At 72.6% G+C, this 21545-nt stretch carries 18 protein-coding genes; 9 read left to right on the top strand and 9 right to left on the bottom strand.

What is annotated here, in order from left to right:
- Positions 1 to 45: 45 nt before the first annotated feature.
- The 3 genes from AB0B29_RS12250 to AB0B29_RS12240 are packed head-to-tail and all read left to right on the top strand — an operon-like array spanning position 46 to position 4469.
- Positions 46 to 1881, top strand: coding sequence for a LamG-like jellyroll fold domain-containing protein (locus AB0B29_RS12250; protein WP_362237562.1), 1836 nt, complete (start codon positions 46 to 48; stop codon positions 1879 to 1881).
- Between the two features lie 19 nt (positions 1882 to 1900).
- Complete coding sequence (locus tag AB0B29_RS12245) at positions 1901 to 3589, top strand: PHP domain-containing protein (protein WP_362237559.1); 1689 nt, start codon at positions 1901 to 1903, stop codon at positions 3587 to 3589.
- A 52-nt stretch (positions 3590 to 3641) separates the two neighbouring features.
- Positions 3642 to 4469 carry a PaaX family transcriptional regulator gene (locus AB0B29_RS12240; protein WP_362237556.1) on the top strand — a complete coding sequence of 276 codons (828 nt, stop codon included), beginning with the start codon at positions 3642 to 3644 and terminating at the stop codon, positions 4467 to 4469.
- Here AB0B29_RS12240 and AB0B29_RS12235 read toward each other — a convergent pair.
- Genes AB0B29_RS12235 through AB0B29_RS12220 form a run of 4 tightly spaced genes read right to left on the bottom strand, consistent with a single transcriptional unit; the run spans position 4460 to position 8241 of the window.
- Positions 4460 to 4915: a MaoC family dehydratase gene (locus AB0B29_RS12235; protein ID WP_362237553.1), complete on the bottom strand. Its 456-nt coding sequence runs from the start codon at positions 4913 to 4915 to the stop codon at positions 4460 to 4462. The genes AB0B29_RS12240 and AB0B29_RS12235 overlap by 10 nt on opposite strands.
- A gap of 8 nt (positions 4916 to 4923) precedes the next feature.
- The gene (locus AB0B29_RS12230) at positions 4924 to 6426 is read right to left on the bottom strand and encodes an acyl-CoA synthetase (protein WP_362237550.1); all 1503 of its coding nucleotides are present in this window, start codon (positions 6424 to 6426) and stop codon (positions 4924 to 4926) included.
- A 10-nt stretch (positions 6427 to 6436) separates the two neighbouring features.
- Entirely contained in the window at positions 6437 to 7312 is an 876-nt protein-coding gene (locus AB0B29_RS12225) for an amidohydrolase family protein (protein ID WP_362237547.1), read from the bottom strand.
- 11 nt (positions 7313 to 7323) lie between these two features.
- On the bottom strand, positions 7324 to 8241 hold the full coding sequence (locus AB0B29_RS12220) for an SDR family NAD(P)-dependent oxidoreductase (RefSeq protein WP_362237544.1): 918 nt from the start codon (positions 8239 to 8241) through the stop codon (positions 7324 to 7326).
- 264 nt (positions 8242 to 8505) lie between these two features.
- On the opposite strand from AB0B29_RS12220, the gene AB0B29_RS12215 reads away from it, so the two are divergent.
- The 4 genes from AB0B29_RS12215 to AB0B29_RS12200 all read left to right on the top strand — a co-directional run bounded on the left by AB0B29_RS12215 (position 8506) and on the right by AB0B29_RS12200 (position 12465).
- On the top strand, positions 8506 to 8931 hold the full coding sequence (locus AB0B29_RS12215) for a MarR family winged helix-turn-helix transcriptional regulator (protein WP_362238663.1): 426 nt from the start codon (positions 8506 to 8508) through the stop codon (positions 8929 to 8931).
- Positions 8932 to 9011: 80 nt separating this feature from the next.
- Positions 9012 to 10358, top strand: a complete 1347-nt coding sequence (locus AB0B29_RS12210; protein WP_362237541.1) for an MFS transporter — start codon at positions 9012 to 9014, stop codon at positions 10356 to 10358.
- Positions 10355 to 11725 (top strand): alpha/beta hydrolase family protein, encoded by a 1371-nt coding sequence (locus AB0B29_RS12205; protein ID WP_362237538.1) that lies wholly within the window; start codon positions 10355 to 10357, stop codon positions 11723 to 11725. Before AB0B29_RS12210 ends, AB0B29_RS12205 begins: the two co-directional genes overlap by 4 nt.
- Positions 11722 to 12465 carry an IclR family transcriptional regulator gene (locus AB0B29_RS12200; protein ID WP_362237535.1) on the top strand — a complete coding sequence of 248 codons (744 nt, stop codon included), beginning with the start codon at positions 11722 to 11724 and terminating at the stop codon, positions 12463 to 12465. Before AB0B29_RS12205 ends, AB0B29_RS12200 begins: the two co-directional genes overlap by 4 nt.
- A gap of 119 nt (positions 12466 to 12584) precedes the next feature.
- On the opposite strand, the gene AB0B29_RS12195 is transcribed toward AB0B29_RS12200, so the two are convergent.
- From AB0B29_RS12195 to AB0B29_RS12180, 4 genes are all read right to left on the bottom strand, one after another.
- The gene (locus AB0B29_RS12195) at positions 12585 to 13436 is read right to left on the bottom strand and encodes an oxygenase MpaB family protein (protein ID WP_362237532.1); all 852 of its coding nucleotides are present in this window, start codon (positions 13434 to 13436) and stop codon (positions 12585 to 12587) included.
- A gap of 132 nt (positions 13437 to 13568) precedes the next feature.
- Positions 13569 to 14450 (bottom strand): SDR family oxidoreductase, encoded by an 882-nt coding sequence (locus AB0B29_RS12190; RefSeq protein ID WP_362237529.1) that lies wholly within the window; start codon positions 14448 to 14450, stop codon positions 13569 to 13571.
- A gap of 42 nt (positions 14451 to 14492) precedes the next feature.
- A complete protein-coding gene (locus AB0B29_RS12185; RefSeq protein WP_362237526.1) occupies positions 14493 to 16112 on the bottom strand; it encodes a phytoene desaturase family protein in 1620 nt (539 codons plus the stop codon).
- Positions 16105 to 16614 (bottom strand): SRPBCC family protein, encoded by a 510-nt coding sequence (locus tag AB0B29_RS12180; RefSeq protein WP_362237524.1) that lies wholly within the window; start codon positions 16612 to 16614, stop codon positions 16105 to 16107. Before AB0B29_RS12180 ends, AB0B29_RS12185 begins: the two co-directional genes overlap by 8 nt.
- Positions 16615 to 16921: 307 nt before the next feature.
- On the opposite strand from AB0B29_RS12180, the gene AB0B29_RS12175 reads away from it, so the two are divergent.
- Complete coding sequence (locus tag AB0B29_RS12175) at positions 16922 to 18316, top strand: glycoside hydrolase family 16 protein (protein WP_362237521.1); 1395 nt, start codon at positions 16922 to 16924, stop codon at positions 18314 to 18316.
- Positions 18317 to 18403: 87 nt separating this feature from the next.
- Here the strand turns inward: AB0B29_RS12175 and AB0B29_RS12170 are convergent, their stop codons facing one another.
- Entirely contained in the window at positions 18404 to 19315 is a 912-nt protein-coding gene (locus AB0B29_RS12170) for a helix-turn-helix domain-containing protein (protein WP_362237519.1), read from the bottom strand.
- A gap of 136 nt (positions 19316 to 19451) precedes the next feature.
- On the opposite strand from AB0B29_RS12170, the gene tkt reads away from it, so the two are divergent.
- Positions 19452 to 21527, top strand: a complete 2076-nt coding sequence (gene tkt, locus AB0B29_RS12165) for a transketolase (RefSeq protein WP_362237516.1) — start codon at positions 19452 to 19454, stop codon at positions 21525 to 21527.
- The last annotated feature ends 18 nt before the right edge of the window (positions 21528 to 21545 follow it).

Here is a 21545-nt window from a genome sequence, read left to right as displayed (position 1 = left end):
ACCCACGTCTCAGTCACCCATGTCTCAGTCACCCATGGAGCACCCATGTGCGTTTCGCATGACCACGACCCGGGCGAAGCGCCCCAGGCCGGTGCCGGACGACGCGGTTTCCTCCGCGCCACCGCGCTGCTCGGCGCGACCGCCGCCGCGGTGAGCGCTCTCCCGGCCGTCACCGCGCAGGCGACGCCCGCGAACTGGCGTCCCGATCCGCGCAGCCGCCGCTTCACGCTCGCGGTGATGCCGGACACGCAGTACCTCTTCGACGGTCCGAGCATCGACACGGCTCCGGTGGAGGCGTCGCTGCGCTATCTGCTGGAGCACGGCGGGCAGGAGAACATCGTCTTCCTCTCCCACCTAGGCGACCTCACGCAGAACGGCGCGAAGGAGGAGTTCGCCGCGATCGGCAAGGCGTTCGGGCTGCTGGACCGGCGGGGTGTCGGCTACAGCGTCCTGGCCGGCAACCACGACGTGAAGTCGTCGACGACCGACCAGCGCGGCGCGACCCCGTACCTCGACGCCTTCGGGCCGCGACGGTTCGAGGGGAAGCCGGCCTTCGGCGGCGCGTCCCCGGACGGCTACAACACCTGGCACCGGTTCGGGGCGGGCGGCCGGGAGTGGCTGGTGCTCGCGCTGGACTGGCGGCTGTCGCCCCAGGGGTACTCCTGGGCGAAGGATGTCCTGGCGAAGCATCCGAGCACACCGGTGATCCTCACGACCCACGAACTCGTCGTGGAGGACGACACGTTGTCGGACTACGGGCAGCAGCTGTGGGACCAGCTGATCGAGGACCACGACCAGATCTTCCTGGCCCTCGGCGGACACTACTGGCCCGCCGGGCGCGCGACGCGGAAGAACGCGGCCGGGCACGACGTCCATCTGCACCTGACGAACTACCAGAACCGCTACTTCGGCGGCGCGGCGATGATCCGTCTCTACCGTTTCGACCTGGACCGCGGCGTCATCGACGTGGAGACGCTCTCACCGTGGATCCTGGGCCGGGCCGCGAAGGGGCTCAACGAGCTGGAGCGGCAGGAGATGGAGCTGAGCGGCGACGCGGACCGGTTCTCCGTCGAGATCGACTTCGAGGAGCGCTTCTCCGGTTTCGCGCCCGTGCCCGCCCGTCCGGCCCGGCCCGCCTCGAAGGTGCTGCTGCCGGGCACGGTGGCGTACTGGCGTTTCGACAAGCCCGTCGACGGCACGGCCGGCACGGTCCGCGACCTGTCCGGCCGGGGCAACGACCTGTCCCTCGTCACGGTGGGCGGTGGCACGCTGGGCTGGTCGGCCGACCACCACCCGGACCAGCCGGGCCACGGCAGTCTCGAGTTCCAGGGCTTCAAGTCCCCACTGAAGGGCGCCTACCTGCGCACCGTCGACGGCGCCCCACTGAACAGGGCCACCTTCGAGGACGGTTACACCATCGAGGCGTTCTACCGGCTGCCCGCCGACTGGGACCCGGACCACCACGCCTGGTCGGGTCTGGTCTCGCGCACGGGCACGGGCGGCGCAGCCGGGAAGACCGGCGACGACCCGGACGAGCCGCTGGCAACGCTGTCACTGTCCAACGACCGTGAGCCGCAGTGGGCGATGCGCCCGCTGAACCAGCAGGGCATCGCGACCAACTGGGGCCAGGAGACGCCGCTGGAGACCTGGTGGCACCTGGCGGTCGTCAACGACGGCAGGCACACCACGCTGTACGTCGAGGGCTGCCCGGTGGTCCGCAATCCCAAGGCGTCCGCGGTCGGCATCACCTCCGTCGGACTCCCGTGGCTGCTGGGCGGCTACGAGTACGGCGGGAAGATCGACCAGATCTTCCACGGACGGCTCGGCGACGTCCGGATCGTCGCCCGGGCCCTGCCCGTCACCTCCTTCATGAACCACTGATTCCGAGGGGCCCCCGATCATGACCGAGCAGCAGCTGCCCGCTTGGGCCGATCCGTCCGTCTCCCCCGCCGCCCTCGATCCGCAGGGCGTGTCCCGCCGCGGGCTGCTGCGCCGCGCAGGCCTGTTCGGCGCCGCGTTCGCCCTCGGCTCGGCGGCCACCGGCCGGACGCCCGCCCTGGCCGCCGGTGACAGCGGCCGGCCGGGCGGTGAGGACCCGCGCCTCGCCTACCTCGTCGGCGACCACCACATCCACTCCGTCTACAGCCACGACGCCAAGTACACCTTCTCCCAGCTGGCCGCGAAGGGCGCCGAGTACGGCCTGGACTGGATGGTGTTCACCGAGCACTCCAACTTCGGGCACGCCGAATTCGGGGCCGCGATGGAGCACCGGGAGATCCTGAAGGCGCGGGCACAGAACCCGCGGCAGCTGATCTTCCAGGGTCTGGAGTGGTACATCCCGGCCGCCGAACACTGCACGGTGTTCACCGCGCCCGGCCCGCACGAGGTCGATGTACTGACCCGCTTCGAGAGCGCCTACGACGGCAAGCTCCTCGCCTACGACAAGGGCGGCCCCGCCGACGCGGACACCGCCCGCAACGAGGCGCATGCCGTGAAGGCCATCAAGTGGCTGGCGCAGCAGCGTCGTTCGGGTTACGTCGACGACGTACTGGTGCTCGCCAACCATCCCATGCGCCTGGGCATCGACTCCCCGCACGAGATGCGAGCCTGGCGGGACGCGGCGCCCGAGATCATGATCGGCATGGAGGGCGCGCCCGGTGCCCAGGGCGCCGCCATCCCCGGCTGGCGCGGCGCGAGCTCGATACGCGGCGAGTACGAGAACAAGCCGTCGGCGCAGTCCTGGCCCGGCTACCCGGCGGACGCCTACCTGACCTACGGCGGCTTCGACTGGGCGACGGCGACCGTCGGCGGCCTGTGGGACTCGATGCTGGCCGAGGGCCGGCTGTTCTCGGTCACCACCAACTCCGACGCCCACCGCATCGTCTTCGACACCTGGAAGAACGGCGACTGGCAGCCCGGCCAGACCTTCGACAACACCGGGAAGTTGCCCGACCCGGTGAACACCGGCACCCCGCAGCCCGGCAGCGACTTCTGGCCCGGCCAGTTCAGCCGTACGCACGTGGGCGTGACCGGCTACGGCTACCGGGCGGTGATGGCCGGGATGCGCGCGGGCCGGGTGTGGCTGGACCACGGGCACCTGCTCGACGGGCTCGACGTCCGCCTGACCCGCGACCGCGACCGGGGCCGGGGCCGGGGCGTGACGCTCGGCGGCCGGCTGCGGGTCCGCAAGGGCGAGAGGCTCACCCTGAACGTCACGGTGACGACCGCCTCACGGCCCAACCCGCAGGGCACCGTGCCCGAGTTGGCGCACGTGGACGTGATCCGCGGCGCGGTGCGCGGCCCGGCCGCCGACCGCGACAGCTGGAAGGCCCCGGACACCCGGGTCGTGCGGACCGAGGAGGTCTCCGGCCGGGAGGGCACCTATACCCTGCGGATCCCGCTGACCGCCGGCGAGGAGTCCTTCTACGTCCGGCTGCGCGGCAGCGACGGCAACCGCAACGGCGCCGGCTACCTCGGCGCCGCGGTCGACCCGCACGGGCCCGTCCCGCACGCGCCGGGGGACGGTGATCCATGGGCGGACACCTGGTTCTACTCGAACCCGGTGTTCGTGGACGTCGAAGGGTCCTGACCCGGCGTACCAGCAGGTCACCGACGGATGGCGCGGAGGTACGGTGGGCCGCGTGACCGGTGAAGAGCCGCTGCGGCCCCAGTCCCTGATGCTGACGTTCCTGGGCGACCAGGTGCTCGGCCGTGACGTGTGCGTGTACTCGGGGAGCGTCATCGACGTGTTCGCCCGGGCCGGGATCGGCGAGCAGGCGACGCGCTCCACGCTGAGCCGCATGGCGGGCCGTGACCTGCTGCGCCGGCAGCGCGAGGGCCGCCGGATGTACTTCGGGCTGACCGAGCGCTCGGAGGCGGTGCTGCGCGACGGCGAGCAGCGGATCTGGCGGACGGGTGCCGTCAACCGCCGGTGGGACGGCACCTGGACGCTGCTCGGCTTCTCCCTGCCGGAGTCCTGGCAGCGCCAGCGGCACGACCTGCGCTCCCGGTTGGCCTGGAGCGGCTTCGGCCCCCTCTTCAACGGCCTGTGGATCGCCCCCGGCGAGGTCGACGTGTCGGCCCTGGTGGCCGAGCTCGGCCTGTCCGCCCATGTGAAGGTCTTCCGGGCGCACGCGGACACCGGCACGGACATCGGCCGGATGATCGAGGAGACGTGGGAGCTGTCCGACCTGGCCGGGCGCTACGCGGGGTTCGTACGGCGCTGGCAGTCGTGGGAGGAGGACCTGCCGGACGCCGACGACGCCCTCGTGCTGCGGCTGCGGCTCCAGACGGAGTGGTTGCAGATCGTCCGGCGCGACCCACGGCTGCCCGTCGGGCACCTGCCGGACGACTGGCCGGCCGAACAGGCCGAGAAGACGTTCCGGACCGTGTACGAGCGACTCTCACCGCTCGTCCGCGACGCCTCGGAACGCCTTCTGGACCTGGTGCCCGCGCGGCCTCAGGCGTAGAACCGCGAGAGGCTCTGCAGCACGGCGGCGGGCTTGCTGCCGCCCTCGATCTCGATGGCCCCCTCGACGGTGATCTGCACGCCGCCCGGCACCTCCTCGACCTCGGCGAGCTTCGCCGTCAGGCGGATGCGGGAGCCGACCTTGACCGGTGCGGGGAAACGCACCTTGTTGAGGCCGTAGTTGACCTTCGTCGTCACGCCCTGGACGTCCAGCAGCTCGGTGAACAGGGGGATGAACAGGGACAGTGTCAGGTAGCCGTGCGCGATGGGGGCGCCGAAGGGGCCCTCCTTGGCTCGCTCGGGGTCCACGTGGATCCACTGGTGGTCGCCCGTGGCGTCGGCGAAGGTGTCGATGCGCTCCTGCGTGACCTCGATCCACTCGCTGGTGCCGAGGTCGCTGCCGGCGAGCTTCTTGAGTTCGTCGAGACCGTTGACGGTGATGCTCATGCGGATCCTTACTGGTTGCCGTAGCGGGTACGGACACGGGACTTGAGGAGTTTTCCGGAGGCGGTGCGCGGGAGTTCGTCCGCGAGGACCACCGACTTCGGGATCTTGTACTTGGCGAGGCGGCCCGCGAGCGACGCGAGCACCTCGTCGGGGTCGAGCGAGGCGCCCTCGCGGGGCACGACGACCGCGCGCGGCACCTCGCCCCACTTGTCGTCCGGCACCCCGATCACCGCGCACTCGGCGATGTCCGGATGGGCGAGGAGCCGGTCCTCGATCTCGGCGGGGTAGACGTTCTCGCCGCCCGAGATGATCATGTCTTTGATGCGGTCGACGATGTGGACGTAGCCGTCCTCGTCGACGTGTGCCGCGTCGCCGCTGCGGAACCAGCCGTCCGCGAAGGAGGCGGCGGTCTCCTCGGGCAGCCCCCAGTAGCCGGGCATGACGTGCGGGCCGCGCACGACGACCTCGCCGACCTCCCCGACGTCGGCCGGCGCGAGGTCCGGCCGGACGACGCGGACGTCGCTGAAGAAGTGCGGCACACCCGCCGACCCCGCCTTGCTCACGGCGTGCTCGGCGTCCAGGAACAGCGTGCCGGGGGCGGCCTCGGTCATGCCGTAGCCCTGGAGGAAGGTCAGACCTCGCTCCTGGTAGGCGGCGATCAGGGGGGTGGGGACCGGGGAGCCGCCGCAGGTGAGGATGCGGAGCGAGGACAGGTCGGCTTCGGGCCAGCGGGGGTGGCGGGCCACCTGGTCGAACATCGTGGGCACGCCGAACATGAAGGTGATGCGGTGCCGTTCGATGAGGTCGAAGGTGGCCTCGGGGTCGAAGGCGTCGACGAGGACGCAGGTGCCGCCCTTCAGCAGGACCGGCAGCGTCAGCATGTTCAGGCCCGCCGTGTGGAACAGCGGGGCGGAGACCAGAGCGCGTTCGTCGGCGATCAGGTCGGTGTCGACGAGGACGTTGACCGCGTTCCAGGTGAGGTTGCCGTGGGTGAGCATGGCGCCCTTGGGGCGGCCGGTCGTGCCCGAGGTGTACATGATGATGCAGGTGTCGTCGGCGCCGACCGGTTCGTCGACCGGCTCCTCGGACGCCTCCGCGACGGCCGCCTCGTACTCGCCGCCGACCTCCAGGTAGAGGCGTACGTCCGTACTGCCCGGCAGGCCCGCGACGAGACCCGCGTAGGACGGGCCGTAGACGAGTGCCCGCGCGCCGGAGTCGGCGAGCTGGTAGGCGATCTCGGGGCCGGCGAGGCGGATGTTGAGCGGGACGAAGACCGCGCCGAGCGTGCCCGCCGCGAACAGGGTCTCCAGGTAGGAGGGGTGGTTCGGGCCGAGGTAGGCGATGCGGTCGCCGCGGCGCACGCCCCGCGCGCGCAGGGCGTGGGCGAGGCGGGTGGTGCGGCCGTACAGCGTGGCGTAGTCGGCCGACGTGTCGCCGTGGATCAGGGCGGTGCGGTGCGGGGTCTTACGGGCCCGGCGTGCGGGCCATGACCCCAGTCCCTCGTTGCGCATGTCACGCCCCTTACGGTGTCGTCAGCCCGAGCAGGCGGGCGGCGTTCTCCTTGAGGATCTTCGGCCGGACCTCGTCCTTGATCGTCAGCTTGTCGAAGTCGGCGAGCCAGCGGTCTGGCGTGAGGACGGGGAAGTCGGAGCCGAAGAGCACCTTGTCCTTCAGCAGGGTGTTCGCGTACTGCACCAGCTGCGGCGGGAAGTACTTCGGCGACCAGCCGGACAGGTCGATGTGCACGCCCGGCTTGTGGGTGGCGACCGCCAGGGCCTCGTCCTGCCAGGGGAAGGACGGGTGCGCCAGGATGATCTTCAGATGCGGGAAGTCGGCCGCCACGTCGTCCACGTGCAGGGGGTTGGAGTACTTCAGCCGGATACCGCCCCCGCCGGGGACCCCGGCACCGATGCCCGTCTGGCCGGTGTGGAAGAGGGCGATCGCGCCGGTCTCCTCGATCACCTCGTACAGCTCGTACGCCACCGCGCGGTCGTTGGGGAAGAAGCCCTGGATGCTGGGGTGGAACTTGAAGCCCTTCACCCCGTACTCCTCGACCAGCCGCCGGGCCTGCCTGACGCCCGCCTTCCCGCGGAAGGGGTCGATGGAGGCGAAGGGGATGAGGACGTCGGAGTTCGCGGCGGCCGCCTCGGCGACCTCCTCGTTCGGGACGGGCGGGGTGCCGGTGGCGGACTCGGCGTCGACCGTGAAGATCACGGCGGCCATGTTCCGCTCGCGGTAGTACGCGGCGGTCTCCTCCAGCGTCGGCCTCCGCTTGCCTTCGACCTTGAAGTAGGCGGAGGAGGCGTCGTGCAGGTCGTCGTCGAGGGAGGAGTGGCCCTTGGAGGACACCTCGGCGTGGGTGTGGACGTCGATCGCGACCAGGTCGTCGACGTTCATCGAGCGGTCCATCACGCCTCCGGGAACTTCGGCGCCGGGATGCCGACCGTCTGGAGCTCGGCACCGACCGAGGTGGGGAAGGCGTCGGCCAGGGCGCCGGGGGTCCAGCCGCCGTCTGCGTACGCCGCCTTGATCTCCTGCGGATGCGACCAGAGTGCCACCTTGTCGCCCCCGATGCCGATGGCCTGGCCGGTGATGCCGCGGGCGGCTTCGGAGGCGAGGAAGGGGACCAGGGCGGCGCAGTCCTCGGGGGTACCGAAGCCCTCGCCCTTGCGGAGGAAGTCCGGCAGCGGCTCGCCGCTCTTCATGGCCTCGATGTACGGGGCGAAGGCCGGGATCGTCTCGGTCATCGCGGTGGCGGCGACCGGCACGATCGCGTTGACGGTGATGTTCGCGCGGCCCAGTTCCATCGACCAGGTACGGGCCATGGCCGCGATGCCGGCCTTGGCGGCGGCGTAGTTCGTCTGGCCGAAGTTGCCGCGCTGCCCGGCCGGTGAGCCGACCAGGATCAGCGAGCCGCCCTCGCCCTGCTCGCGCATCCGCACGGCGGCGGCACGGGCGCAGGTGAAGGTGCCCTTGAGGTGGGTGGTGATGACCGCGTCGAAGTCCTCGTCGGTCATCTTCCACAGGACCCTGTCGCGCAGGATGCCCGCGTTGGTGACGAGGACGTCCAGTCGGCCGAACTCCTCGACCGCGCGGTTCACCAGCCGCTCGGCGGCCTCGGTGGTGCCGACCGGGACGACTTCGGCGACGGCCCTGCCGCCCGCTTCCGCGATGGACTTCACGGCCGCCTCGGCCACGGCCTCGTCGACGTCGTTGACGACCACGGACGCGCCGTGCGCGGCCAGGGCGTGGGCGTAGGCGAGGCCGAGGCCGCGGCCGCTGCCGGTGACGACGGCGACCTTGCCGGAGAGATCGATGCTGGGCACGGGTGGGTCCCTTCACACGGGTTCGACGGTGCGTCGCACGGGCTCTGCTGCATGCCGCACGGGTTCGACCGCGGGTTCTGCTGCGTGCCGCACGGGTTCGACTGCGAGATCGAAGCTAAGAGCAATAATTGTTGTCGTCAATAGTTGTTGCCGACCCATGGGTGCGGGATGCTGGAATCAGCAGGAAGCAGCACCGAGCCCAGGGAGCCCGCCATCACACGCGAGAACGTCACCGCGAAGCCCATCGACGCCCACGAGCCGTGGATGCGCGGCCTGCACGCCGACACGGGCTACCTGCTGTACCGCCTGGGCCTGCGCTCGGGGCAGCTGTTCAACGCCTGCCTCCAGGAGTCCGGCCTGCGCCTGCGCCACTACGCGGTGCTGCGTTTCCTCGCCACCACCGACGGCGCCCTGCAGCGCGAACTCAGCGCACGGCTCGGCTACGACCCGAGCGCGATCGTCGGCCTGGTCGACGACCTGGAGAAGCTGGGCTTCGCCGAGCGCCACCCCTCCCCGGACGACCGCCGGAGCCGGATCGTCGTCCTGTCCGGGAGCGGCCGCGACTTCCTCCGCGACACCGACGAGGCCGGCCTGCGGGTGACCGGCGAACTGCTGGGCCCGCTGGAGCCGGCCGAGCGGGAGACGTTGCACGCGCTGCTGCTGCGGATCGCGGAGGACGGCCTGAACTGATGTTGTGCAAATGATTGACGGCTGCACGTTGGGTGCATAACTTCACGGACCAACCGCGCCCCGTCCCCAGGGAGCCCACCGTGCAGCCATCTCCGTCCACCCCCCAACCCTCCCCCGATTCACGGCAGTTGCGCCGCGTCGCCGTCTCCGGCCTGCTCGGCACGACCGTCGAGTTCTACGACTTCCTCGTCTACGGCACCGTCGCCGCGCTCGTCTTCGGCGAGCTGTTCTTCCCGCGGGCCGACCCGGCCGTCGGCACCATCGCGGCGTTCGGCACCTTCGCCGCGGGCTATCTCGCCCGGCCGCTCGGCGGCATCCTCTTCGGCCACTTCGGCGACCGGCTGGGCCGCAAGTCGATGCTGCTGCTGACCATGGTCCTGATGGGATCCGGCAGCTTCCTCATCGGCCTGCTGCCGACGTACGACACCATCGGCGTCTGGGCGCCGGTGCTGCTGGTCGCCCTGCGCGTGGTGCAGGGCATCGCGATCGGCGGCGAGTGGGGCGGCGCGATGCTGATGGTCGTCGAACACGCCGAGCACGCCCGCGGCACCCGGCGCGGCCTGTGGTCCAGCTTCACCCAGCTCGGCGCCCCGCTCGGATCCGTGCTGTCGGCCGGTGTGGTCACGCTCGTCGCCACGCTGCCGGACGACGACTTCCGCTCCTGGGGCTGGCGGGTGCCGTTCCTGCTGAGCATCGTGCTGCTCGCCGTCGGCTTGTTCGTGCGTCTGAAGGTCGCCGAGAGCCCCCTGTTCGCGCAGGTCAGGAGGGAGCCGGTGGACCGGCCCCCGATCGTGGAGGTGCTGCGCCGCCCGAAGCCCGTGCTGCTGGCCGCCTGCGTGGGCATCGGCGCCTTCACCGCCCAGTCGCTGCTGACCAGCTTCATGATCTCCTACGCCGTCGACGAGGGATACACCCGGCCGCAGGTGCTGACCGCGGTGACCGTCGCCTCCTGCGTGGCCCTCGTCGTCCTGCCCGCCGCCTCCGCCCTGTCGGACCGCGTCGGGCGCCGGCCCGTCGTCCTCGCCGGTGCCGTCGCCTCGGCGGCGCTCGCGTTCCCGGTGCTGGCCCTGGTCGACTCCGGCTCGCCCGGCCTGCTGATCCTCGCGCTGGCCGTGGGCCACGGCGTCGCCCAGTCGACGATGTACGGGCCGCTGGGCGCCCTGCTCACCGAGATGTTCGGCACCCGCGTCCGCTACACCGGCGCCTCCCTCGGCTACCAGGGGGCGACCCTGATCGGCGCCGGGTTCTCCCCGCTGATCGCGGGCAGCCTCCTGGCCTCCTCCGGCGGCGGCAGTACCCCGGTGTCGCTGCTGCTGTGCGCCGGAGCGACCGTCACCGCGGTCACCGTGTGGCGGCTGCGCGAGACGCACACGGACGCCTTGGACTCCCCCACCACCGCCCCCGCCCTGGAAGGGACCCCGCGTTGAGGATCCGCCTCGCCCTGCTGACCGCCTGCCTCTCCCTGGGAGCGACCGCCCTGCCGGCTCAGGCCGCCGCCACCGATTCCCACCTGGAGGGCCGGCTCTCCTCCGGCGCCGCGTACGTGATGGACGTCCCCGCGTCCTGGAACGGCACGGTCCTGCTCTACAGCCACGGCTACACCCCGGCCGGTGCCCCCAACCCGGCCCAGAACGCGCCCGGTTCCGCCGCACGCGACAAGCTGCTGGCCCAGGGGTACGCCCTGATCGGCTCGTCGTACGCGACGAACGGCTGGGCGATCACCGAGGCGGTGCCCGACCAGCTCGCCACACTGGACCTGTTCACGCAGAAGTTCGGCGCGGCCCGCCGGACGCTCGCCTGGGGCACCTCGTACGGCGGCTTCGTCACCAGCATGCTCGCCGAGCGGCACGGCGGCCGGTTCGACGGCTCGCTGTCGATGTGCGGGCTGGTGCAGGGCGGCGTCGCCAACTGGAACAGCACCCTGGACCCGGTGTTCGCACTGCGCACCCTGCTCGCCCCGGACTCCGGTGTGCGGCTCGCGGGGTTCGCCGACCAGGCCGAGGCGGTCGCCGCCGGCAAGGCCCTGACCTCCAAGGTCGACGCGGCCCAGCAGACGCCCGCGGGCCGGGCCCGGATCGCCCTGGCCGCCGCCCTGCACAACATCCCCGGGTACAACGACGCCTCGCAGACCGAGCCGGGCCCCGGCGACTGGAAGACCGCGCAGTCCAACCAGTACGCCGCCGTACGGGGCCTGCTCCAGCGGCCCGCGTTCAGCTGGCGGCAGGAGGCCGAGAGCCGGGCGGGCGGCAACCCGTCCTGGAACACGGGCGTCGACTACTCCTCGATGCTCGCCCGGTCCCCGCTGTACAAAGAGGTGACCGAGCTCTACAAGGAGGCGGGACTGTCCTTGCGCACCGACCTCACGGCCCTGGGCCGGGCACCCCGGGTCTCCGCCGACCCGTCCGCGGTGCGGTGGATGCGGAACACCAGCGTGCTCTCCGGCCGCCTCACCGACCCCCAGCTGAACATCCACACCACCGGCGACGCCCTGATCCCGGTGCAGTCGGAGAGCGCCTACCGGCGGGCCGCCACCGCCTCGGGCGCCGCCGGGCTGCTCCGCCAGGCGTACGTGGACGCGCCGGGCCACTGCACCTTCAGCCCGGGCGAGACACTGGCCGCCCTGCACACCCTGGAGCACCGCCTGGACACCGGCCGCTGGGACACCTCGCCGGGCGCCCTCGACTCCCGTGCGCGGGCCGAGGACCCGACGACGGAGCCCCGCTACCTCCCGTACCGCCCGAGCACCTACCCCCGCCCCTACGATCTCGCCCACCCTGGAGACGCCCGGCCATGACCGCCCCCACCGCGCCCGGCCGGCTGCTGTCCGTGCTCGCGGCCTTCGACCACGAGCACCCGGCGCTGTGCCTGACGGACATCAGCCGGCGGGCCGGGCTGAGCCTGACCACCGCGCACCGGCTGGTGGGCGCGCTCACCGAGTGGGGCGCCCTGGAGCGGGACGAGTCCGGCGTCTACCACGTCGGGCTGCGGTTGTGGGAACTCGCCGCGCTGGCCCCGCGCGGGCTCGCGCTGCGGCAGATCGCGCTGCCGTATCTGGAGGACCTGTACGAGGCGACGCACGAGAACGTGCAGCTGGCCGTGCGGGACGGCCGGGACGTCGTCTACATCGAGTGGCTGTCGGGGCGGTCGGCGGTGGGTGTGCACATCCGCGTCGGCGCCCGCTGGCCGCTGCACGCCACCGGGGTCGGCCTCGCCCTGCTGGCCCACGGCGACCCGGTGTTCCAGAAGGAGTACTGCGCGGGAGAACTCGCCTCCTTCACCCCGTACACGATCAACGAACCGGAGCGGCTGCGGCGGGTGCTGGCCGAGGTGCGCAGATCGGGGGTGGCGGTGAGCGACCGTCAGGTCACGGAGGACGCCCTGTCGGTGGCGGCTCCGGTACGCGGCGCGGACGGCACGGTGACCGCCGCCGTGTCGATCGTGGTACCCCACGCCGACGCCCAGGTCCCGGTCCTGGGCCCGGCGGTGCGGGTGGCGGCGCGGGGGATCTCGCGGGCTCTGGGGTGGCAGCCCTGAGCGGTGCCGGGGTTGCCGGCTCGCTCTGAACGCCCGTGGGTCGAGGCTGCCCGGGCCGGGGTCATGGCTCAGCGGGAGCGGGTGCCGGGCCTGCCGGCGGGCTTTGCACGCCGTTGCGTTCAGGCCTCCCGGGCCGGGGTCATGGCCCAGCGGATGGTCCGGGTCAAGGCCCGGCCGGTGGGGCGTACGGCGAGGTCCTCGACGACCGGGACCCGTGGCAGCCACAGCATGCCGCGCGCCCAGGGCGGCAGCAGGGTCACGGCGTTCGCGGCCAGCCCGCCGTAGAAGGGGCGGACGGCCAGGGGCAGGGGAGGCTGGAACAGCAGGAAGCGGGCGGCCGCCCGGGCCTCGGGCGTGGCCCGCAGTTCGGGCCGGTAGGCCGCCAGGCACTCGGCCAGTTCGGTGCGGCTTCGCGGCGGGTCGACCCCGCCCAGTGCCTCGGCGACGCGCGCGGTGTCGGCGACGTAGGCGTCGTAGCCCGCGTCGTCCAGCGGCCCGGCCCCGTAGCGTTCGTGGGCGCGCAGGAAACTGTCCGTCTCGGCCGCGTGCACCCAGCCGAGCAGATGGGGATCGGCCGCGTGGTACGGCACGCCCGCCGCCGTCCTGCCGCGGATCCGTTCGTGGATGCCGCGTACGTGATCCACCGCCTGCTGGGCGTCCGCGGCGGTGCCGTACGTCGTGACGGCCAGGAAGGTGCTGGTGCGCTGCAACCGGCCCCACGGATCGCCACGGAAGCCGGAGTGACCGGCTACCGCCGCCATCGCGAGGGGATGCAGCGACTGCAGGAGCAGCGCGGTCAGCCCGCCGATGAACATCGAGGCGTCTCCGTGGACCGTGCGGATCGGCCGGTCCGGCCCGAACCAGCGCGGGCCGGGGGTGTGGTGGATGCGGGCACGGGTCGCGGGCCCGCCCGGCCCCGCGACACGGCGGAACAGGGCCTGGCCCAGCTGGTCTCGGACTCCGGTCAGCACGGTCGGCCTCCCTTCCCCTGCTGACCAGTGTCCGGCATGACGGCACCCGACCGGACGTCGCGGGCCCCGCACCACCGGCCGCCAGACCGCCCGGCCACCGCGCACCGGCGGGGCCATGCCGGGACCCCGTCGTCAGGAGCCCGGCCCGGCCGCCGCGCGGTCCGCCCGGCCGCCGGCGCCGAGCGGACCGGTGTAGCGGACCGGGCCCGTGGCCTCCAGGCGGGGCAGTGCGCGGCGCGCCACGCGCAGGACAACCGGGGGCATGGCGGGGCGGATCGGCTGGGCCAGCCGCAGCCACGCCGGGGCGTACACGGCGGTGCGCCGCCGCTCCATGCCTCTGACCAGGCGGGCGGCGACGACGTCCACGGGGTACACGCGGCGGGCCGGCGGGGGCATGTGCAGGCGCAGCTCTCGCAGGACCGCGTACCGGTCGGCGTCGCGGATCATGTCGGTGTCCGTCCAGTTGAGGTAGGCGATGCCGACCCCGACGCCGCGGTGCGCCACCTCCGCCCGCAGGGAGTGCGCGAAGGCCTCGACACCCGCCTTGGAGGCGCAGTACGCGCTCATCAGGGGGGCGGCGCCGATCGACGCCAGGGAGGCGACCTGGAGGAAGTAGCCCGCCGTGTCGAGCAGGTCCGGCAGGAACGCCCGGGCCGTCAGGGCGCTGCCGGTGAGATTGACGTCGATCACGCGGCGCCAGGCCTCCGGGTCCGAGGCGAGCAGCGAGCCGCCCTCGGCGATGCCGGCGTTGGCCACCACGGCCGAAGGGCGGCCGAGACCGCCCCGCACGGCCTGCGCGGCGGCGTCCAGCGCCGAGAGGTCGGTGACGTCGGCTTCCAGGGCGAGCGCCGGGCCCGGCAGCGAGGCGGCCACCGCGTCCAGGGCGGTCTTCTCATGGCCGAGGAGCGCCACCCGGGCGCCGCGCCGGGCCACCTCGCGGGCCAGGGCCGCGCCGACGCCGCGGGCGGCTCCGGTGACGACGATCGTGCGGTCGGCGAGCGGGCTGCTGTGCATGAGCTGCCCTCCTTCCGGCGTCCCGTCCCTGGTGGGCCGGGATCAGCTCCTGGCTCCTGTGCGGTCGCGACGGGCGAGGAGCCGCTGGGCGCCGGCGAGGCCGGGGGCCCGGTTGCGGCGCAGGGCGGCCCGGGCGGCGTTGGCTCCGGGCGCGCCGTGCACCCCGCCGCCCGGGTGGGCTCCGGAGGAGGCGAGGTAGAGGCCCGGCACGGGCGTCTCCGGGCGGCCGGTGCCGGGCAGGGGGCGGAAGACGAGCTGCTGGTGCATCGCCGTGGTGCCCCCGTTGATGGCGCCGCCCGCGAGATTGCCGTCGAGGGCCTCCAGCGTCGGGGGCGCCAGGATGCGGCGGCCGCGGATCAGGGAGCGGAAGCCGGGCGCGAAGCGCTCCACCTGGCGTTCGACGCGGTCGGCCATGAGTTCCTGGTCCTTGGTGTCCCAGCGGCCGGTGATGCCCTCGTCGGCGGCGTCGGCGGCGATCTCATGGGGGACGTGCGTGTAGGCCCAGGCGGACTCGGTGCCCTGCGGGGAACGGGAGGCGTCGGAGGTGGTCATCTGGCCGAAGATCACGAACGGCCGGTCCGGCACCTGCCGCATGGCGATCTGCGCGGCGAAGCGGGTGAGTTCGTCCATCCCGTCGGCCAGGTGCACGGTACCGGCCCGGGACGCCTGCTCGTTCTGCCAGGGCACGGGGCCGTCGAGCGCCCAGTCGACCTTGAACGTGGCGAAGTCCCACTGGAAGCGCCGCAGGTCGTCGAGGGTCTGCGCGGGCAGGTGCTCGGGCTCGACGAGCTCGCCGTACAGGAGCGGCACCGACACGTCGGCCAGCACCGCCCGGCGGGCCCGCACCGCGTCGCCGGCCGCCGTGCGCACGCCGAGCGCCCGCCCGCCGCGAATGACGATCCGCTCGACGCGCTGCCCGCAGCGCACCCTTCCGCCCCGGGACTCCAGGCGGCGTACCAGGGCGGCGGTCAGGGCGCCGGAGCCGCCGGCCGGGACCGGGAAGCCGTAGCTCTGGCCCAGCATGGCCATCAGCCAGCCGAAGCCGCCGCTGCCCGCCGACTCGGGGGCGAGGTCGGCGTGCAGGGCGTTGCCGGCCAGCAGCAGGCGCCCGCCCTGGCCGCGGAACTCCTCCTCCCCCAGGCGGCGCACCGGCAGGACCAGGGAGCGAGCCATGCGCAGTCCGCCGGCGGCCCGCAGCCGCAGTGCCAGCCGGGCCGTCGCGCGGACGGGCGGGAACGGGGTGAACAGCGCGTCCAGGAGGTCGGGGCGCAGGCTCTCCCACACGTCGTGCAGGCGCTGCCATGCGGCCCCGTCGCCCGGCTCGAAGGCGTCGAGGGACGCGGCGGTGGTGTCGATGTTCCGGTCCAGGACGGCGCAGCTGCCGTCGGTGAGGGGGTGGGCCAGCACGCTCGGCGCGTGGCTCCAGCGCAGTCCGTGCTCCTCGGGGTGCAGCGCGGCCAGGACGGGCGAGGCGGCGGCCAGGGGGTAGAAGGAACTGAACAGGTCGTTGACGAACGCCGGGTCGACGCCCCGGTCGTGGCGCACGGCACCGCCCGGCTCGGGCTGCTCCTCCAGCACCTCGACGTGCCATCCGGCGTCCGCGAGGACGTTGGCGGCGACCAGGCCGTTGGGGCCCGCGCCGATCACCACGGCGTCAGGCATGCCGGGCTCCGCCCGCGTCAGGTCCGGCGGTCACCTGGCCGAGGCCGCGGCGGGTGCCTCCCGGGACCTGTGCCTCCGCCTCGCACAGCCTGGCCAGCCGGGCGAGCATGGCGCGGTGGCGCAACTGGATCAGCGCCTCGAAGCCGACGTTGTGCAACCGGCCGCCCGCGCCGCGCAGCGGATGCTCGTCCACGATCACCAGGCAGTGCTCTCCCCAGGGCCGCAGCTCGATCGCGATGCGTGCGGTGCCGAGCAGACCGGCGTTCGCCTCCAGCTCCAGCCGGGAGCCCTCGTCGCAGTAGCGGACGGTCGTCTCGTTCTCGAGCCGTACCGGGCCGAGCCGGACCTCGTAGCGGATCGCCGCCCCGGTGCGCGGCCAGTGTCCGCGCACCGGGTGGGACCCCGAGGTGCCCACCACCCACTCGGCGTAGCGGTGGCCGTCGGCGAGGACGTCCCACACGGCGCCCGGGCCGACTCGGATGAGGTGATGGCGAACGGCCACGGATGCCTCCTGCTGCCTCGACCGGTAGTCCGTCGATGCCCCGAGTGCCCCGCAAGCCCTTCTTCAACAGCGCGGACCCGGACAGGGCAGGGCCGACTGGGCAGGGCAGCGCAAGACCGGACTGGGCACGGCAGGGCAGCGCAGGGCCGGGCCATGAACCCGTTCAAGGAGTGCACTCACGCACCTCCCCGCACCAATCCCGGCTTTACCTCTTGACGCCCCAGACCGCGGGGAGCACATTGACGACACTTTGAGAGCGCTCTCACTGTCGCCCCCACTCCGTCTCCCCTCCGAGAGGCATCCCCACATGAGCGACACCACCGGCACCTCCCCGAGACGGCGTCCGCTGCGGCGGGCGTTCGTCGCCGTGGTCAGCACCCTCGGGCTCGCCGCGGCCGCCACCATGGTCGCCACCCCGTCCGCCGACGCCTCCGCGCCCCCGCCCCCGTCGGGCTGGACGCAGCTGTTCCTGGACGACTTCAACGGCGCCGCCGGCACCGGCGTCAACACCTCCGACTGGCAGTACGCGACCGGCCGGGGCTACCCGGGCGGCCCCACGGGCTGGGGCACCGGCGAGATCGAGACGATGACGAACAGCACGGACAACGTCGCGCTGGACGGCAACGGCAACCTGCGCATCACGCCCCGGCGCGACGCCGCCGGCAACTGGACCTCCGGCCGCATCGAGACCAACCGCACCGACTTCCAGCCCCCGGCCGGTGGCAAGCTCCGTGTCGAGTCGCGCATCCAGGTGCCGAACGTCACCGGCGCCGCCGCCAAGGGCTACTGGCCGGCGTTCTGGATGCTGGGCGCCCCCTACCGCGGCAACTACTGGAACTGGCCGGCGGTCGGCGAGCTGGACATCATGGAGAACACCCAGGGCATGAACACGGTGTTCGCCACGATGCACTGCGGCACATCCCCCGGCGGCCCCTGCAACGAGACCAGCGGCATCGGCGGTTCGACCACCTGCCAGGGGACCTCCTGCCAGGCCGGCTTCCACACGTACCGGATGGAGTGGGACCGCTCGACGAGCGTGGAGGAGATCCGCTTCTCCCTCGACGGCGTCAACTACCACACCGTGCGCGCCGATCAGGTCGACGCGACGACCTGGAAGAACGCCACCGACCACGGCTTCTTCGTCATCCTGAACGTCGCGATGGGCGGCGGCTTCCCCGACGCGTTCGGCGGCGGCCCGGACGCAGGGACGCAAGCAGGCCACGCGATGGTCGTCGACTACGTGCAGGTGCTGTCGTCCGGCGGCGGCACCACGCCCCCGCCGGCCGGGAACCGCGACGCCTACTCCGCCATCCAGGCCGAGTCCTACGACGGCCAGTCCGGCGTGATCACCGAGACGACCTCCGACTCCGGCGGCGGGCAGAACGTCGGCGCTCTGGCCAACGGCGACTGGCTGCACTTCAAGGGCGTGGACTTCGGCTCCTCGGCGGCCCGGCAGTTCAGCGCCAGGGTCGCGAGCGGAGCGGCGGGCGGCGTCAGCGGTCTGGTCGAGGTGCGGCTGGACAGCCGGAGCAACGCGCCCGTCGGAAGCTTCGCGGTGGGCAGCACCGGGGGCTGGCAGTCGTGGCGGACCGTCCCGGCGAACATCAGCGCCGTGACGGGCACGCACGACGTGTTTCTCACCTTCACCAGCGGTCAGCCGGCCGACTTCGTGAACGTCAACTGGTTCACGTTCGGGCACTGACGGCATGTGAGGAGGGGGCTCCACGCGCGCGTGGAGCCCCCTCTCGCTGCGCCGGGCCGCCCTCGGCTTGGTGAACGCCCGTCGCCCTCAGCGCAGTTCCGCCCGGAAGGCCGCCGGGGTCTGTTCCGTGTGCTGGTGGAAGAACTTGGAGAAGTTCGCGGCGTCGGGGAAGCCGACCGCCACGCCGACCCGGCCGATCGGCAGCTCGGTGTGGGCGAGGAGCCGTTTGGCCTCCAGGACCACCCGCTTGTCGATGAAGGCCTTGGGGGTCTCCCCGGTCGCGGCGCGCACGGCACGGACCAGCGTGCGGCGGGAGTAGCCGAGCGCGTCGGCATAGGCGCTGACGCTGTGATTGGTGGCGAAGTCCCGCTCCACGGCGTCCCGGAAGAGGGTGAACGTCGAGTCGGAGTACTGCCGCCGGGCCTCGGCCGAACTCGCCGCGAGGTGGGCGAGCCGCAGCAGGAACGCCGTCAGCGTGTGGCGCAGGACGGCGGTGTGCAGACTCAGCGGGAGCGTGGCCGTGTCCTCGTACTCGCGCCGCAGCTGGCTCAGCGCGGCTTGCAGGGCGGCGAGTTGGGGTGGGTGGGGGCGCAGCAGCGGCGGCAGGTCGTAGCGGTAGAGGCCGGTGGCCTCGACGGTCGAGCGGGGCAGGAAGCCGGGCTGCATGGTCAGCACGGTTCCGCGGTACTCGCTGGTGGGCGAGAAGCGGTGGACCTGTCCTGGGCGGATCCACAGCAGGTCCCCGGCCACGGCCTCGTGCTCGGTGAAGTCGACCATGTGCCGGACCGGGCCCGCGTCGAACAGCAGGACGATGTGGAAGTCGATGCGGTGCACGCGCTCCAGCGGTACGGCGGACGGCCAGGTGTCGCCCATCGGCGCGACCTGCATGCCGACGCCGCCGACACTGAGCTCGACCGGGAAGGGGAACGTATCGATTCCGTCGCCGCCTTGGATGGTTCTGTCCACAATGTCCACCAAGTACCCCTCGTCCCGCCCCATGTGCGCGCCCTGTTTCCGGTGGGTGTCCCACTTTCACCACAGGCTGGCACACGGCGACCTTCCGGCGTAAAAGTCAGACTTTTAATTTTGAACACGTCAGACCAGCACCTCCCCACCGATCGAGGACTTCTTGAAGATGAGCACGCAGACAGCGGACAGCTTCGAATGGACCGAACTCGACCGGCGTGCCGTCGACACCGCCCGTTTGCTGGCGGCGGATGCCGTCCAGCGGGTCGGCAACGGCCACCCCGGCACGGCGATGAGTTTGGCGCCGGCCGCCTACACGATCTTTCAGAAGGTGATGCGGCACGACCCCGCCGATCCCGAGTGGACCGGCCGTGACCGCTTCGTCCTCTCCCCCGGCCACACCTCGCTGACCCTGTACACGCAGCTCTACCTCGCGGGCTACGAGCTGGAGCTGGACGACCTGAAGGCCTTCCGCACCCACGGCTCCAAGACGCCCGGCCACCCCGAGTACGGGCACACCGCCGGAGTGGAGACCACCACCGGCCCGCTGGGCCAGGGCGTCGCGAACGCCGTCGGCATGGCGATGGCCGCCCGCTACGAGCGCGGCCTGTTCGACCCGGACGCCCCGGAGGGCGAGTCCCCCTTCGACCACACGATCTGGGCGATCGTCTCCGACGGCGACCTCCAGGAGGGCGTCTCCGCCGAGGCCTCCTCCCTCGCCGGCCACCAGAAGCTGGGCAACCTGGTCTTCCTCTACGACGACAACCACATCTCCATCGAGGGCGACACCGCGACCGCGTTCTCCGAGGACGTGCTGAAGCGCTACGAGGCCTACGGCTGGCACGTGCAGCGCATCGAGCCGCAGGAGGACGGCGACGTCGACCCGCACGCGCTCCACGCGGCGCTGAGGGCGGCTCAGGCCGAGACGGAGCGCCCGTCGATCATCGCGATGCGCACGATCATCGCCTGGCCCGCCCCGAACGCACGCAACACCGAGGCCGCCCACGGCTCGGCGCTCGGCGAGGACGAGGTCGCGGCCACCAAGCGCCTCCTCGGCTTCGACCCGCAGCGGTCGTTCGAGGTGGCCGACGAAGTGCTGTCCCACACCCGCCTGGCCCTGGACCGGGGCGCCGAGGCGCACACGGCCTGGGACAAGCGGATCGCCGCCTGGCGGGGCGAGAACCCTCGGCGGGCCGCCACCTTCGACCGGGTCAGCAAGGGCGAGCTGCCCGAGGGCTGGGAGGACGCGCTGCCGGTGTTCGAGCCGGGCAAGGCCGTCGCCACCCGCGCCGCCTCCGGCAAGGTGCTGCAGGCCCTCGGCCCGGTCGTGCCCGAGCTGTGGGGCGGCTCGGCCGACCTCGCCGGCTCCAACAACACCACCATCGACAAGAGCAGCTCCTTCCTGCCCGACGGCAATCCGCTGCCGGAGGCCGACCCCTACGGCCGCACCGTGCACTTCGGCATCCGCGAGTTCTCCATGGCCGCGGAGATGAACGGCATCGCCCTGCACGGCAACACCCGTATCTACGGGGGCACCTTCCTGGTGTTCTCCGACTACATGCGCAACGCCGTGCGGATGTCGGCCCTGATGCAGCTGCCGGTGACCTACGTGTGGACGCACGACTCCATCGGCCTGGGCGAGGACGGCCCGACCCACCAGCCGGTGGAGCACCTGGCCGCGCTGCGCGCGATCCCGGGCCTGAACGTCGTGCGCCCGGCGGACGCCAACGAGACCTCGGTCGTCTGGGCCGAGATCCTCAAGCGGCACGGCACCGCCCCGGCCCCGCACGGCCTCGCGCTCACCCGCCAGGGCGTGCCCACCTACGAGCCGGACCCGGACGCGGCACGCGGCGGCTACGTGAGGTTCGAGGCCGAGGGCGGCACGCCCCAGGTGATCCTGATCGCCACGGGTTCCGAGGTGCACGTCGCGGCCGGGGCGCGTGAGCTGCTCCAGGGCGCCGGTGTGCCCACCCGCGTGGTGTCGATGCCGTCCGTGGAGTGGTTCGAGGAGCAGCCGCGTTCCTACCGCGACAGCGTGCTTCCCCCGTCCGTGAAGGCCCGGGTCGCCGTCGAGGCCGGGATCGGCCTGACCTGGCACCGGTTCGTGGGCGACGCGGGACGCATCGTCTCCCTGGAGCACTTCGGCGCCTCCGCCGACGCGAAGACCCTGTTCGCCGAGTTCGGCTTCACCCCCGAGAACGTCGTCGCCGCCGCGCGGGAGTCCCTCACCGCCGCCCGTGGCTGAACCGACCGTCCGAAAGAA

It is taken from the genome of Streptomyces tibetensis (assembly GCF_040647715.1).
Lineage (GTDB): Bacteria > Actinomycetota > Actinomycetes > Streptomycetales > Streptomycetaceae > Streptomyces > Streptomyces tibetensis_A.
This window is presented reverse-complemented; position numbering and strand designations above follow the sequence as displayed.

Excerpts from the sequence above, each read along its gene's own strand:
- AB0B29_RS12250 (WP_362237562.1), top strand. The coding sequence starts at position 46 with ATGTGCGTTTCGCATGACCACGACCCGGGCGAAGCGCCCCAGGCCGGT.
- AB0B29_RS12245 (WP_362237559.1), top strand. The coding sequence starts at position 1,901 with ATGACCGAGCAGCAGCTGCCCGCTTGGGCCGATCCGTCCGTCTCCCCC.
- AB0B29_RS12235 (WP_362237553.1), bottom strand. The coding sequence starts at position 4,915 with ATGAGCATCACCGTCAACGGTCTCGACGAACTCAAGAAGCTCGCCGGC.
- AB0B29_RS12230 (WP_362237550.1), bottom strand. The coding sequence starts at position 6,426 with ATGCGCAACGAGGGACTGGGGTCATGGCCCGCACGCCGGGCCCGTAAG.
- AB0B29_RS12225 (WP_362237547.1), bottom strand. The coding sequence starts at position 7,312 with ATGAACGTCGACGACCTGGTCGCGATCGACGTCCACACCCACGCCGAG.
- AB0B29_RS12215 (WP_362238663.1), top strand. The coding sequence starts at position 8,506 with ATGCGCGGCCTGCACGCCGACACGGGCTACCTGCTGTACCGCCTGGGC.
- AB0B29_RS12200 (WP_362237535.1), top strand. The coding sequence starts at position 11,722 with ATGACCGCCCCCACCGCGCCCGGCCGGCTGCTGTCCGTGCTCGCGGCC.
- AB0B29_RS12190 (WP_362237529.1), bottom strand. The coding sequence starts at position 14,450 with ATGCACAGCAGCCCGCTCGCCGACCGCACGATCGTCGTCACCGGAGCC.
- AB0B29_RS12185 (WP_362237526.1), bottom strand. The coding sequence starts at position 16,112 with ATGCCTGACGCCGTGGTGATCGGCGCGGGCCCCAACGGCCTGGTCGCC.
- AB0B29_RS12175 (WP_362237521.1), top strand. The coding sequence starts at position 16,922 with ATGAGCGACACCACCGGCACCTCCCCGAGACGGCGTCCGCTGCGGCGG.
- AB0B29_RS12170 (WP_362237519.1), bottom strand. The coding sequence starts at position 19,315 with ATGGGGCGGGACGAGGGGTACTTGGTGGACATTGTGGACAGAACCATC.
- tkt (WP_362237516.1), top strand. The coding sequence starts at position 19,452 with ATGAGCACGCAGACAGCGGACAGCTTCGAATGGACCGAACTCGACCGG.